Source organism: Pantoea sp. M_10 (genome assembly GCF_008631515.1).
Classification (GTDB): Bacteria; Pseudomonadota; Gammaproteobacteria; order Enterobacterales; family Enterobacteriaceae; genus Pantoea; species Pantoea anthophila.
On record NZ_VWUL01000005.1, the window covers coordinates 197,804 to 212,078 of the forward strand.

At 55.7% G+C, this 14,275-nt stretch carries 12 protein-coding genes and 1 tRNA gene; 3 read left to right on the plus strand and 10 right to left on the minus strand.

Annotated features, from left to right (window positions below; genetic code table 11):
• Window positions 1-20 precede the first annotated feature (20 nt).
• The gene (locus tag F3I47_RS15745; RefSeq protein ID WP_009087181.1) at window positions 21-401 is read right to left on the minus strand and encodes a helix-turn-helix domain-containing protein; all 381 of its coding nucleotides are present in this window, start codon (window positions 399-401) and stop codon (window positions 21-23) included.
• A gap of 98 nt (window positions 402-499) precedes the next feature.
• Here F3I47_RS15745 and F3I47_RS15750 point away from each other — a divergent pair, with 98 nt between their 5' ends.
• Together F3I47_RS15750 and treF are read left to right on the plus strand one after the other, a co-directional pair.
• Complete coding sequence (locus F3I47_RS15750) at window positions 500-1,357, plus strand: SDR family oxidoreductase (protein WP_150030430.1); 858 nt, start codon at window positions 500-502, stop codon at window positions 1,355-1,357.
• A 330-nt stretch (window positions 1,358-1,687) separates the two neighbouring features.
• On the plus strand, window positions 1,688-3,367 hold the full coding sequence (treF, locus tag F3I47_RS15755; RefSeq protein ID WP_009087184.1) for an alpha,alpha-trehalase TreF: 1,680 nt from the start codon (window positions 1,688-1,690) through the stop codon (window positions 3,365-3,367).
• A gap of 66 nt (window positions 3,368-3,433) precedes the next feature.
• On the opposite strand, the gene F3I47_RS15760 is transcribed toward treF, so the two are convergent.
• From F3I47_RS15760 to F3I47_RS15780, 5 genes are all read right to left on the minus strand, one after another.
• On the minus strand, window positions 3,434-3,940 hold the full coding sequence (locus F3I47_RS15760) for a ferritin-like domain-containing protein (protein ID WP_009087185.1): 507 nt from the start codon (window positions 3,938-3,940) through the stop codon (window positions 3,434-3,436).
• Window positions 3,941-3,950: 10 nt separating this feature from the next.
• On the minus strand, window positions 3,951-4,433 hold the full coding sequence (locus tag F3I47_RS15765) for a ferritin-like domain-containing protein (protein ID WP_009087186.1): 483 nt from the start codon (window positions 4,431-4,433) through the stop codon (window positions 3,951-3,953).
• Window positions 4,434-4,935: 502 nt separating this feature from the next.
• On the minus strand, window positions 4,936-5,100 hold the full coding sequence (locus F3I47_RS15770; protein WP_004571242.1) for a general stress protein: 165 nt from the start codon (window positions 5,098-5,100) through the stop codon (window positions 4,936-4,938).
• A gap of 733 nt (window positions 5,101-5,833) precedes the next feature.
• Window positions 5,834-6,799 carry a sensor domain-containing diguanylate cyclase gene (locus F3I47_RS15775; protein WP_009087187.1) on the minus strand — a complete coding sequence of 322 codons (966 nt, stop codon included), beginning with the start codon at window positions 6,797-6,799 and terminating at the stop codon, window positions 5,834-5,836.
• 289 nt (window positions 6,800-7,088) lie between these two features.
• Window positions 7,089-7,164: transfer RNA gene (locus F3I47_RS15780), tRNA-Phe, on the minus strand.
• Window positions 7,165-7,387: 223 nt separating this feature from the next.
• Between F3I47_RS15780 and F3I47_RS15785 the strand changes: the two genes are divergently transcribed.
• Window positions 7,388-8,707, plus strand: coding sequence for a PAS domain-containing methyl-accepting chemotaxis protein (locus F3I47_RS15785; RefSeq protein ID WP_150030428.1), 1,320 nt, complete (start codon window positions 7,388-7,390; stop codon window positions 8,705-8,707).
• A 26-nt stretch (window positions 8,708-8,733) separates the two neighbouring features.
• On the opposite strand, the gene mrdA is transcribed toward F3I47_RS15785, so the two are convergent.
• From mrdA to deoA, 4 genes are all read right to left on the minus strand, one after another.
• The gene (gene mrdA / locus F3I47_RS15790) at window positions 8,734-10,623 is read right to left on the minus strand and encodes a penicillin-binding protein 2 (protein WP_150030426.1); all 1,890 of its coding nucleotides are present in this window, start codon (window positions 10,621-10,623) and stop codon (window positions 8,734-8,736) included.
• Window positions 10,624-10,832: 209 nt separating this feature from the next.
• Window positions 10,833-11,546: a purine-nucleoside phosphorylase gene (gene deoD / locus F3I47_RS15795; RefSeq protein ID WP_009087192.1), complete on the minus strand. Its 714-nt coding sequence runs from the start codon at window positions 11,544-11,546 to the stop codon at window positions 10,833-10,835.
• Between the two features lie 27 nt (window positions 11,547-11,573).
• Window positions 11,574-12,797, minus strand: coding sequence for a phosphopentomutase (deoB, locus tag F3I47_RS15800; RefSeq protein WP_009087193.1), 1,224 nt, complete (start codon window positions 12,795-12,797; stop codon window positions 11,574-11,576).
• 95 nt (window positions 12,798-12,892) lie between these two features.
• Window positions 12,893-14,221: a thymidine phosphorylase gene (gene deoA, locus F3I47_RS15805; protein WP_150030424.1), complete on the minus strand. Its 1,329-nt coding sequence runs from the start codon at window positions 14,219-14,221 to the stop codon at window positions 12,893-12,895.
• Window positions 14,222-14,275: the final 54 nt, after the last annotated feature.

A 14,275-nucleotide genomic window follows, 5' to 3' on the forward strand; every position in this document is an offset into this window, starting at 1 on the left:
GGCCGGAAAACAGAGGGGAACTACTCTGCGGCGGATTTTTCGCGCTGCGCCAGAATCCGGCTCACGTTCAGCTCCAGCCAGTCAGCCAGCCCGACAACCTGCTCACCGACTTCGCGACCCAGCGGAGTCAGGCAATATTCCACATGCGGCGGCACCACGTCATAGGCGATACGCTGCACGAAGCCATCCTCTTCCAGATAGCGCAGGTTCTGCGCCAGCATCCGCTCACTGACGCCCCCCACCGTCCGGCGCAGCGCGCTGAAGCGCAGCGTCTGACCCTGCAGCGCTAACAGGATCAGTACACTCCAGCGGCTGGTCACGCGCTTCAGCACGTCACGGGACGGGCAGTTAACGTTAAGCAGCTCACCCCGGCTAAATCTTTCACTCAGTTTTTCAGACATTTACTTCGCTCCGTTCAAACTAACAATTCTGTAAGTACTTACTAAAAATTAGTCTATCCCGTAGTCTGATTTTCACCAACCGTCACAGGAGAGATAACATGATTGCCGTAACAGGAGCTACCGGCCAGCTGGGCCGGTTCGTGATCGATGCCTTACTGAAAAAAGTCCCGGCGGGAGAGATCATCGCTGCGGTGCGTACGCCCGCCAGAGCGGCGGATCTTGCGGCGCAGGGTGTCACTGTCCGTGAGGCTGACTACAGTAAGCCAGAGACCCTCAGGGCCGCGTTTTCGGGCGTGGATAAGCTGCTGCTGATCTCCGGCAGTGAAGTGGGCCAGCGTGAAGCGCAGCACAAAGCCGTTATTGAGGCGGCGCAGGCGGTGGGTGTGGGTTTTATCGCTTACACCAGTCTGTTACATGCCGACAGCTCACCGCTGGGGTTAGCGGTTGAGCACCGCGCGACCGAGGCGCTGCTGCAGGCCTCTGGTATTCCCTTTGCGCTGCTGCGCAACGGCTGGTACAGCGAGAACTATGCTGCCAGCATTCCTCCATCGCTGGCGCACCACGCTTTTATCGGTGCGGCAGGCGAAGGCCGTATCGCCTCGGCAGCCCGTCAGGACTATGCGGAAGCGGCGGCAGAAGTCATGATCCGTAACGATCAGGCCGGTAAGGTCTACGAACTGGCCGGTGATGAGAGCTACACCCTGGCGCAGTTCGCTGCGGAGATTGCCGCCCAGAGCGGCGAGAAGGTCGATTACGTCAATCTTTCACAGAGTGACTTCGCCGCAGCGCTGAAAAATGCCGGTCTGCCAGACGGCCTGGCGGAGATGCTGGCAGATTCCGACGCCGGCGCAGAGAAAGGCGGCCTGTTTGATGATTCCCGCCAGCTGAGTCAGCTAATCGGTCGCCCGACGACCACCTGGCAGGCGGTGATTGCCGCGACGCTGGCGAAACAGTAATGTTGATGGCAGGGAGCGGACAGCCTGGTCCGCTCCCTGCCCGTTTCCGTCCTTCTTCCGTTGGGTATGCCACTTTTTGCACCCTGCCAGGGCCTCTGGTTTCTTTACAAAATGTAAACAGACGCCTGTTTTCTTCAGCTTAAATTTTTTTCTTTAGTTACCTAAGAGATTCATCTGAAATGCGTTTTTTGTGAACAGCAGCATATTTGGTTGAATTGTCTGGAATTTATTCAAAAACCTCAATTAATAGACAATTTTTATTACGTTCATAGGCAATCTGCATTGTTGTTCCGCAGATTGAGAGGTCTATAATTTGTCCTTTGTGCAACCATGACCGCTCAGGAGGCCGCTATTAATACTTATCGCCAGCAACAAAATGCACTTGAAGAGGTTCGTGCCGGGGCGGAAGTTGAGTATCAATACGATCCCCATGAACTGAAACTGGATCGCATGCAGGATTCTGAACCGGAACCGGAGCTGATCGAAGGCCTGCCGGCGCCGGATGCGCTGACGCCTGCCGATCGTTATCTGGAACTGTTTGAACATGTCCAGATGTCGCGAATTTTCGAGGACAGTAAAACCTTCCCCGACTGTTCGCCAAAGTACGATCCGCTGGATGTGCTGATGCGCTATCGTCGACAGAAACGCAGCAGTGACTTCGACCTGTCGCGTTTTGTCGCCGATCACTTTTATCTGCCTGGCGTAAATGAAAGCTTCTATGTCTCCAACCCGGATAAAACGCTCAACGAGCATATCGATGACCTGTGGCCGGTTCTGACCAAAATGCCGCAGCAGCATATGCCGCACTCATCGCTGCTGCCGCTGCCTAAACCCTATGTGGTCCCCGGCGGACGCTTTGGTGAAACCTACTACTGGGACTCCTACTTTACGATGCTCGGCCTGGCAGAATCGGGTCGCGACGATCTGCTGCGTCATATGGCGGACAACTTTGCGTGGCTGATCGATAACTACGGTCATGTGCCTAACGGCAACCGCACCTATTACCTGAGCCGCTCTCAGCCGCCGGTATTTGCCCTGATGGTCGAGCTGTTTGAAGAAGATGGCGTGCGCGGTGCCAAACGCTATCAGGAACAGCTGATGAAGGAGTATCAGTTCTGGATGGACGGCGCCGGTTCACTGATGCCGAACCAGGCCTATCGTCATGTGGTGCGCATGCCAAACGGCTCACTGCTCAACCGCTACTGGGATGACCGCGATACGCCGCGTGATGAATCCTGGAGCGAAGACGTGGAAACCGCGCGTGAATCTAAACGTCCGGCCAGCGAGGTCTATCGCGACCTGCGCGCCGGGGCGGAATCGGGCTGGGATTACTCCTCGCGCTGGCTGCGTAACCCGAAACGGCTGTCGAGCATCCGGACGACGCAGTTCATCCCGATCGATCTCAACGCGTTTCTCTACAAGCTGGAACTGATGATCGCCACGCTTTCGCATGCCAAAGGCGAAGAGCTGACGGCGCTGGCGTGGCAGAAAAAAGCGGAAGCGCGTAAACGCGCCATCACCCGCTACCTGTGGGACAGCACCGCAGGCGTTTTCCGCGACTATGACTGGCGGCGTGAGCGTTTCGGGGCCTTTACGGTAGCGTCAGTCGTGCCGCTGTTTGTCGGGCTGGCTACACCGCATCAGGCACATCTGCAGGCGATCTCGCTGCGCCATCTGCTGCTGAGCAACGGCGGTCTGCTGACCTCTATGGTTGAAAGCGGCGAGCAGTGGGACCGTCCAAATGGCTGGGCGCCGATGCAGTGGATGGCCGTGGTTGGCCTGAATAACTATGGCGAAGAGACGCTGGCGAGTGAAGTGGCGGTTAACTGGCTCAACACGGTCAACAACTTTTATCAGCTGCACCATAAGCTGGTCGAGAAATATGACATCAGCGGCGATCGCGCCCGTCCGGGTGGTGGCGGTGAATATCCGCTACAGGATGGCTTTGGCTGGACCAACGGGGTAACCCGCAAGTTGATGACGATGTATGGTCATCTGATGGCAGACTGACACACAGAACAGCATTGACGCAAAAAAGCCGGGGCATCCCGGCTTTTTTATGCAGACTGTTCTGCGCTATTTCTTCGCTTCCGTGCCTGGCTGTGACGCCCGCTGCAGGAACTGCTGCGTCACTTCAGGCAGGTGCTGCAATAGCCACTCCGCCATTGCCACTTCCTGGTCACGGATTTCGCTAAGGATCCGTACACCCTGGGTATCCCCTACCTGTTCTGCCGCCGCAATCAGGCTGGTGTAGCTGGCGATCTCGGCATTCTCAAACACATAGCCGCTGATGGCGCCTTTCACCACTTCATCAGAGTTAAACATGCCGCCCACGGCCTGGCCGGTGGCCGCCATTTTGCCCATCGCATCTTTCATCACGGAATGATCGATACCGTGGCTGTCGAGCAGCTGTTCCAGCAATGTCAGCTGATGTTTTGTCTCATCCAGATGCTGGGCCAGGCGCTGTTCCAGCGCCGGATAATGTTCAAGACGGCCCGACATTTTGCTCAGCATGCTTTCCGCTTGTTTTTCCATGGCATGCGCATCGCGCAGCCAGTCATGATAATGCTCAATTGCAGTCATGTGTCACTCCTTAAGAGACGGTAATCGACTCAGCGACCGAGGTCAGCTTTTCATCCGTTTGTTTCTCTTCATTCAGTGTCGCTTCCAGCAGCTCGGCGGCTTTGGTGTAGCCCAGCTTTAATGCCAGCGCATGCAGGGTGCCGTAAGTCGCAATCTCATAGTGCTCAACTTTCTGCGCTGCCCCGATCAGCCCCTGATCGCGGACTTCTCCCTTCTCGACCGAGTCGATGATCTCCTGCGCTTCCTCAACCAGACCTTCAAGCGCATGGCATTTCATACGTTTAATTTTAACTTCAGGTGTTACCTCTACCAGTTCGTCGAGGCGTTCAATCTGCACCCGGGTCTCTTCCAGGTGTTGATTAAACGCAGCAACAAGCGTTTCGTCACTGGCAGCACGCGCCATTTTAGGCAATGCACGGGTTATCTGTTTCTCAGCGCTGTATACATCGGATAAGTCATGGATGAACAGATCGTTTAACGTTTTCACTGTCATAAGATAGCCTCATTGATTAAAAAGCTGCGTCGGTAATAACGCAACGCCAGTCATATCGTTGACAAATGGAAAGTCTAGTGGAGATTCTTAATATCGCACGCTTCGGTAGTATGAATTTGAGACAAAAGTGGCATGTAAAATGCATTTTCCTTTTTGCAGCAGCATGTTAGCTGAAAAGCATTTTCCACGTTACGGCTTCGCTACCGACATCCGAATTTGTACAAGCGTATAAAACACTGTATACATTTCCGGAATCCGGCGCATAAAAAATGCACCAGGCAAAACTTTACCTGTACAAACTTTTATTAAAACGTATAGCTTTAACGAAACGGAAATAAAAAAACCGGACAGGAAACCCATCCGGTTTAATTAAGGATATCTGTTGCTGCCAGTCATTAAGCAGCGACATAATTCAGGGGGTAATTATCTTTAAGGAAAATTAAAGAGAATCTGTACGGCCCGCTCAACCTGTTAACCTGCTGTGATGACAGCGTTTAAGGGTTTAGCTGCGGCGACTGACCTTACCTCCTTTGCGCCCTGCCTCAATAGCCCGCTCGGGGTCATTCTTAAAGTTCCCGCCGCTTTTCTGGCCGCCTTTGCGCCCGGCTTCAGCCGCACGCTCTTTGTCAGCCGCAAAGTTTCCGGCCCCACCACGATATTGAGTCATTCTGTGTTCCTCTTTGAATTAAAAATCAGAATTTGCACAGTTAATGCTTCATCAGGCCGATTCAGCAATCTAAATGTAGACAGAAAATCGGACCGATCAAGCGAGCCAAATAAAAATCCGCCATCGCTCTGGTTTATTGGTGGCTCTGCCCTCATCCGGATTGATAACGCATTTCAACTATCGCCTTTTCCTATTCAAAAAAGCGCAACGGCGTGTCAAAAATTTATAGCCAAATTCGCCGCGCCCTATTAATCGATCTTTTTCGAAAAATGTCCAATTGAAAAAATCGTAAGCGAAGCGGCTGCAACATAACTTCTTCAATATCAGGTGGTGAAGATGATCAATAAACGATCAATTTCCCTAAGCGAAGCGCGAAATAAATCTTCGCTACATTTTTTCGACGCCATAATTAAGCGAAGCGCATGGCATCACTGGCTGCAGCTTTAAAATGGTGAATTTGATCAATAAATGATCAATTATCGCGATTTAATAAAATTTTTAATTAAGATCACGAGCCATATCCAGCCCTGAAATTAATGAACAAGCGAAGCGGCATAATTTAAGCATGTGGACAGTGAAGGTGAGGCTTTAGGAATAGTACTAAAAAGTGTTTTCTGCGGAGGCTGGCATCAACCCTGCCGCCCGGTGCCACAGGCAGGAGTGTGAGAAGAGAAGATCAGGTGAGGTGTGCCGTTACGCCTGATGAAGAGCGCGCGCAGCCGGGTATATCAGGTCATAATAATCGGGTAATGTCAGGATCAAAAGCCACACCGCGTTTGCCGTTTTTCTTGATGCGGTACATCGCTTCATCCGCGCGCGCCAGCGCGGTGTCGAAATCATCGCTGGCCTGCACCTGGGATACGCCCACAGAAGCCCCGATCATGGCGTGCCCGTTTGCCATCTCAAACGGCGTCAGAACGGCATCCAGGCAGGCATGGGCCAGCGCTCTGACCTGCGGATGAATGATGGCAAAGGGCAGCAACAGGACAAACTCATCCCCACCGAGCCGGCCGGTGATGACCGCTTCCGGAACGCTTTGCGTCAGCCGCTGACTCAGCTCAATGAGTACTTCGTCACCGCTGCGGTGACCCAGCGTGTCATTGACGTGCTTGAAGTTATCCAGGTCAATAAAGACGACACAGAGCGGCCCCTGTGCTTTGAGTTCGCAGAAGGCGCTTTGCAGTGCATGACGATTGTTGAGTAATGTCAGAGGATCGTGCAGCGCCAGCAGCGCGAGCTGCTCTTCATATTGCTTCTCTTTGGTCATGTCGATATGCGTGCCGATCACTTTGACCGGCTGCCCCGCGTCATTCCACTCGCTGACCCGGCCACGATCCAGCACCCAGGCGATGCTGCCGTTTTTGGCGATCATACGATGCAGGGCCTCGTAGTAGGGCGCTTTCCCGGTAATGTGGTCGTAAAACGCGCGTAAAACCTCGTCTGCATCATCGGGATGCAGGCTCTCTTTCCAGGATTCAAACGTGGCGTCAGTCTCTTTCGGCTGGAAGCCCAGCATGGCACCCCAGCGCCGGTTGAAGATCACCAGCTTGCCGCTGGGAATGTCCAGTTGCCACAGAAACAGCCCGGTGCCATCCAGCGCCGCGTTGAGTTTTGTCCGGGCGTCATGCGCTATACGCTTCAGCCGCGCATTATGCTTTTTCAGGTTCTGTATCTGCAGACGCAGCGCTTCTTCTGACATGACCGTAAGACAGGATTGAGAAAGGGGTATTGTGCCTGTCAGAGTGATTCTGTAAAGAGAGGCGTATAAAACACGATTAGTCGCGGCCAATTGCAGGCTGAGCAGCATATCAGGCGGTGGCAGCCTGGCAACACAGCACAGAGGCGAGACGGTAAATTGATTTCGCCGTGAAATCTTTCTGGCGGGTGACCGGATGAGTGAGGGAACGCGGGCAAATCAGTGGAGGGTTATGAGGTAGGATGTGGCGCTAAAAAGCAAAAACCCCCGCCGAAGCGAGGGTTTCAAATTTTGGTGCCCGAACCCGGAATCGAACCAGGGACACGGGGATTTTCAATCCCCTGCTCTACCGACTGAGCTATTCGGGCAACGGGGCGCATTAAACCAAAGCGGCCCGGCAGCGTCAAACGCTTTTCGCCAAAATCAGATCGACTGCCCGCTTTTCCATCAACCCGCCCGCTATGGCTCTCCTGACACCAAAAACGTGACGGTCGTCAGGATAAATTTTAGTCAGCGGACCGGTAAAGACTCCATTGTGCCGCGCGGATGCCGATAAATAAGGCGAATCCCACACTAATAATAAGGATCGCTATGTTTTCCACCATTACATCAGGAATCGCTGCACGTCACAGCTGGCAGAAACGCGCACACTCAGCAGCCACGCTGAGCTCGCTTAACGGATCTATCGCCATGATCGAATTTTCGCCTGACGGCACAATTCTCAGCGCCAACTCGCTGTTTCTGGCGCGGATGGGCTACACGCTGGCAGAGATAGAAGGCCAGCACCACAGCCTGTTCTGCACCGCAGAGCAGTTACAGTCGAAAGATTATCAGGATTTCTGGCTGCGACTGAACCGGGGAGAGAGCTTCAGCGACAAGTTTCTGCGCGTAGCCAAAAACAGCCGCCCTGTGTGGCTCGAAGCCAACTATGTCCCGGTGCTGAACCGACATGGCCGGGTGATCAAAATTGTTAAGCTGGCCACCGACATTACCGGCCATATCAACGACGCCCAGGAGCAGCGCGCCATCACGACCGCCATTGAGCGCTCTATGGCAGTGATCGCCTTTAACCTCAAGGGCGAGGTGCTCAAAGCCAATGATAACTTTCTGAAAACCATGGGCTACCGGCGGGAGGAGATCGAAGGTATCCATCACAGCCACTTCTGCTCGCAGGCGCTGCGCGACAGCCGGGAATACAGCGAATTCTGGCAGCAGCTCAACCGGGGTGAATTTGTCTCCGGTCAGTTTCCCCGCGTCAACAAAGCCGGTGAGACCATCTGGCTGCGCGCAACCTACAACCCGGTGTTTGACGAACAGGGCCGGCTCTACAAAATCGTCAAATTCGCGACGGATGTCACCGCTCAGGTAGAAAAAAATCAGCAGGAGCATGACGCGGCGCAGCAGGCTTACCACACCGCGCTGCAGACGGATGAGAGTACACGGCTGGGTGCCGATGTGATTGCCAGCAGCGTTCAGACCATGAATGCGCTGGCGGGGGAACTGCAGGGCATCTCCGGTGACATTACCGGCCTGAGCGAGTCATCAGATCGTATCGGCGCGATTGTCGAAGGGATCCGGCGCATTGCCGATCAGACCAACCTGCTGGCACTGAATGCCGCCATTGAGGCCGCAAGAGCGGGCAGCCATGGCCGCAGCTTTGCAGTCGTAGCAAACGAAGTGCGCACGCTGGCGGCGAACATCAACCGTGCGACTACTGACATCGAAAACCGGATACAGCAAAACCACGTGCTGGCGAGCCGCGCGCTGAAGGGGATCGAGTCGAACCTGAAGCGCGCGGATCAGGGCGTGCAGCTGGCCCAGGAGGCGGGCGGCGTCATCGCCGAAATCCGCGAAGGCGCAACCGATGTGGTGCGTGCCATCGGCCAGGTCGCCAGAACGCTTAAGGCCTGAGTGGCTGCGGGGGCTGTTGCCCCCTTTTACTGCACGGTCTGCGCGGTCTGGGTGGCGGACACCGTCGCCTCTGGCGCGGGCGGGATAAAGATATGGTCCAGAATATCCCGCATCACCGGCGCAGCCGTCACCCCTTCCCCGCCGCCGTTTTCCAGAATCAGGGCCACCGCGACCTTCGGGTCGTTAAAGGGGGCAAAGGCGGTATAGAAGATATGGTCACGCAACCGGACCGGGATCATCTTCGCGTTATAGGTCTGGTTCTGGCGCAGGCTGAAAACCTGCGAGGTGCCACTTTTCGCGGCGATGCCATAAGGCGCCGTGTGGAAATATTTATAGCCGGTGCCGTTAGGTGAGTTCGCCATGCCAAACATCGCACGGCGCACCAGCGCCCAGTAGGGAGAATGGGGATCGCCAATCTGCGTTTCGCGCAGCGGTGGATGGTAGTTCTCCACCAGGGTGCCGCGCTGGGTTTTCTCCAGCAGATGCGGCGCAATCACCCTGCCGTTGTTGATCAGCGCCACCATCGCTTTCACCATCTGAATCGGCGTCGCGATCCAGTAGCCCTGGCCAATGCCGACGGAGACCGTATCGCCCTGATACCACGGCTTTTTATGCACCTTCTGTTTCCACTCGCGGCTCGGCAGCAGGCCGTTATACTCCTCATTCAGATCGATACCGGTCGATTTGCCATAGCCGAACTGGCTGAGCATGGTATGAATGCGATCGATGCCCATCATAAACGCCACCTGATAAAAAAAGGTGTCGGCAGACTCTTCAATGGCGCGGGTCACATCCAGCATACCGTGGCCCGTCTTTTTCCAGTCGCGATAGCGCCGGTCGGTGCCCGGCAGCGTCCAGGTCGGCGCGCCAAAGAACTGCGTCTGCGGCGTAATCACATGGGTCAGCAGTGCCGACATCGCCATGTAAGGTTTCACCGTCGAGGCGGGCGGATAGAGTCCCTGCGTGACGCGGTTAATCAGCGGCAGATTTTTATCCTGGAGCAGCTTTTTGTAGGCCTGATAGCTGATGCCTTTGACAAACGGATTGGGGTCATAGCTGGGGCTGGAGACCATCGCCAGCACCGAACCGTCGTGCGGATCTTCAATCAGCAGCGCCGCACGCTGCCCCGCCAGGCGGCTTTCCACATACTGCTGCAGATGGAGATCCAGCGTCAGCGTCAGGTTCTTGCCTGCCACCGGCGGCACCTCTTTCAGCACCCGGACAATGCGGCCGTGGTTATCCACTTCCACTTCCTGATAGCCCGGCTTGCCGTGCAGCAGCGCTTCGTAATATCCCTCAATGCCCTGCTTGCCGATATTGTGGTCCGCCGCATAGTTTTCGGCGATCCCCTCTTCATTCAGGCGCTTGTAGTCGCTGTCGTTGATTTTCGAAACATAACCGACCACATGTGCCAGATCGGCCCCGTAGGGATATTCCCGATCCTGATAGGTCTCAAGGCTGGCACCAGTGAAGCGAAACTGATTCACCGCAAAGCGGGCGACCTCCTCTTCGGTCAGCTCCTCTTTCAGCACCACCGGCTTGTAGCGGCTGGTCTGCTTCAGCGCATGGCGGAAGGTGTCGATTTCATCGGGCGTCAGATCCACGAGCGGCGTCAGCTCGCGCAGCGTCGCTTCCATATCGCTGATTTTATACGGCGTCAGCGTGATGGCGTACCAGCTGACGTTACGCACCAGCGGAATGCCGTTGCGGTCATAGATCAATCCGCGCGTCGGCGCGATGGGGATCATCTTGATGTCGTTCTGATTGGAGCGCGTCTGGTAATAGCCGTGATCGCGCACCTGCAGACGGAAAAGGTTCACGCCAAGAATAGTGAAACAGAGACAGACCAGAGCAAAGGCAACTGCAGCACGGCGGGCAAAGAGCTTCTCTTCAGCTTCGAAGTTACGAAAATTCATCAGGGGGCATTATCAGGCGATTAATTATTATCTGTTGTTGCGCACCATAATAAAGCGCGTTCGCGGCGGTGCCAGCACGAAGATGCACAAGCCTCGGCAAAAGTGTGTCATTTGATGTGAATGTTACGGGAAAGCGCGGGGGAGTGAGGCAGATCCTCCGGTTAAAGAGGATCTGAACAGATGGCGGACGACAGCGCCCGCCAGAGGGATTAATCACCCAGCAGGACAGATTCCAGTGCGATCTTAATCATATCGTTGAACGTCGTCTGACGTTCAGCCGCTGTGGTCTGCTCATGCGTGCGGATGTGGTCTGATACTGTGCAGATGGTCAGGGCTTTAGCGCCAAACTCAGCGGCCACACCGTAGATGCCTGCCGCTTCCATCTCAACGCCGAGGATGCCATATTTTTCCATCACGTCGAACATCTGCGGATCCGGGGTGTAGAAAAGGTCGGCAGAGAAGATATTACCGACGCGTGCTTCAACACCCAGGTTTTTCGCCGCATCCACCGCGTTGCGCACCATGTCGAAGTCAGCAATCGCCGCGAAGTCGTGATCTTTGAAACGCATACGGTTCACTTTGGAATCGGTGCAGGCACCCATACCAATCACGATGTCACGCAGTTTGACGTCAGGACGCACGGCACCACAGGAGCCAACACGGATGATCTTCTTCACGCCGAAGTCAGTGATCAGCTCTTTGGTGTAGATGGAGCAGGAAGGGATACCCATTCCGTGACCCATGACAGAGACTTTGCGGCCTTTGTAAGTGCCGGTATAGCCCAGCATGCCACGCACATTGTTCACTTCAACCGGGTTTTCCAGGAAGGTTTCTGCGATGTGCTTTGCACGCAGCGGATCGCCGGGCATCAGAACAACATCGGCAAAATCGCCCATTTCAGCATTGATGTGAGGAGTAGCCATGGTTTAAATCCTTATTAAAGTGCTGATTTACAGCATGTTCTTGCCATAGTCCATGTCGGACAGGCCAAAGTAGTGTGCAATTGTCTGACCAATATCGGCGAACGTCTCGCGGTAGCCCAGTGAGCCTGGCTCCACCTTCGGTCCGTAGATCAGAATCGGAATGTGCTCACGCGTATGCTCGGTGCCTTGCCAGGTCGGGTCACAGCCGTGGTCCGCGGTGAGGATCAGAATGTCATCTTCGCCGACCAGTTCCATCAGCTCAGGCAGGCGACGGTCAAACAGCTCCAGGCCGCCAGCATAACCGGCGACATCGCGGCGATGCCCCCAGGTGGAGTCGAAATCCACGAAGTTGGTGAAAACAATCGCCTGATCCGGCGCCGTTTTCATCTCCTGGATCGTCGCGTCAAACAGCGCATCCAGACCGGTCGCTTTGACCTTTTTGGTAATGCCCTGCTCCGCATAGATATCGGCGATTTTACCCACTGAAATCACATGGCCGCCTTTCTCATCTACCAGCTTTTTCAGCATGGTGGCTGAAGGTGGCTCAACCGCCAGGTCGTGACGGTTACCGGTGCGCTCAAACTGCCCCGCTTTGTCACCCACAAACGGACGGGCAATCACGCGGCCGATGTTATAGCCCCCTTCCGTCAGCTCTTCACGGGCGATTTCACACAGCGCATAGAGGCGGTCGAGGCCAAAGGTCTCTTCATGACAGGCGATCTGGAACACCGAGTCTGCCGAGGTATAGAAAATCGGCTTGCCGGTTTTCATATGCTCTTCACCCAGCTGATCGAGGATCACGGTGCCTGATGAGTGGCAGTTTCCGAGGTAGCCCGGCAGGTCAGCGCGCTCCACCAGCTTGTCCAGCAAATCCTGCGGGAAGCTGTTCTCTTTGTCGCTGAAGTAGCCCCAGTCAAACAGCACCGGCACACCGGCGATTTCCCAGTGGCCTGACGGCGTATCTTTGCCCGAAGACAGCTCGCTGGCGTAGGCGTACGCGCCGGTGATCGTCGCCTCAGGGTCCAGACCGGCCGGGAAGCGACCGGTCGACAGCTCCGCGGCTTTACCCAGACCCAGCGCGGTAAGATTAGGCAGATGCAGAGGACCTTTACGTCCCTTATCTGCTTCACCTTTAAAACAGGCTTCAGCGATGTGACCCAGGGTATCTGAACCCGCGTCACCGAATTTATCGGCATCTTTACTGGAGCCAATTCCAAAGGAATCGAGAACCATAATAAAAGCACGTTTCATGCAAGTCTCCTGCGCATTGGCGCGTGACAAGTCAAAAAAAAGCGATCAGATCAGTATACCTGAATGCATCGCGGCTGGCACGGGTTACGGGCCAGTTAGCGGATATCGCTCACACGGCGATAGACAACCGGTGTCTCAGCCGGGGCGCTGTCCCCCAGCACCAGCGCGGCTTTCACCGCGGCGGCGGCCTGCTGCCACTGCTCTTCGCTGCTGGCGTGAATCATCGCCAGAGGACGCTGTGCGTCGGCCCGTTCGCCCAGGGTGATCATGTCGCTCAGGCCGACGCTGTAATCGATACTGTCGCTGGCACGCTGACGTCCGCCTCCCAGCGCGACCACAGCCAGCCCCAGCGCACGGGTATCCATACGGCTGACGATGCCTGGCTGGTCGGCATATACCGGTCTGCTCAGCATCGCCTGTGGCAGATAGGTGTCGTAGCGTTCGACAAAATCGGCCGGACCCTGCTGAGCCGCGACCATACGCCCGAAGCAGTCGGCCGCGCTGCCGTTGTCCAGCACCGCCATCAGCTTCTGACGCGCTTCGGCGTCGCTGGCAGCCAGTTTACCGGAGATCAGCATTTCACTGCAGAGCGCCAGCGTCACCTCCAGCAGGCGCGGATTGCGCTGCTCGCCGGTGAGGAAACGCACCGCTTCACGCACTTCCAGCGCATTACCTGCGGAGGAGGCGAGCACCTGATTCATGTCGGTCAGCAGGGCTGTGGTCTGACAGCCTGCGCCATTGGCGACGCCCACGATCGACTGCGCCAGCTGCTCAGAGGCGTCATAGGTTGGCATAAACGCGCCAGAGCCGACTTTCACATCCATCACCAGTGCATCCAGTCCCTCGGCCAGCTTCTTCGCCAGAATCGAGGCGGTGATCAGCGGAATGGAATCAACGGTGGCGGTGATGTCACGCGTGGCGTAGAAACGCTTGTCCGCCGGGGCCAGCGAGCTGGTCTGGCCGATAATCGCCACACCCACCTGCTTAATGATCTCGCGAAAACGGTCATCGCTGGGGAAGATGTCGAAGCCCGGAATCGCCTCCAGCTTATCCAGCGTGCCCCCGGTGTGGCCCAATCCGCGCCCGGAGATCATCGGCACATAGCCGCCGCACGCCGCCACCATCGGTCCTAACATCAGTGACGTCACATCGCCAACGCCGCCGGTAGAGTGCTTGTCCACCACCGGGCCGTTGAGATGGAGTGATTGCCAGTTGAGCACCGTACCGGAGTCGCGCATCGCCATCGTCAGCGCCACCCGCTCAGGCAGGGTCATATCGTGAAAATAGATGGTCATTGCCAGCGCAGCAATCTGGCCTTCCGAAACGCTGTTATCGCGCACACCGTTGATGAAGAAGCGAATCTCCTCTTCAGTCAGCGCATAGCCGTCACGTTTTTTACGAATAATTTCTTGTGGCAGGAACACGAAAGCCCCCTGGTTCAGAAAAGATGCGGTGGGGAAAAGGCGGTCAGCGACCGC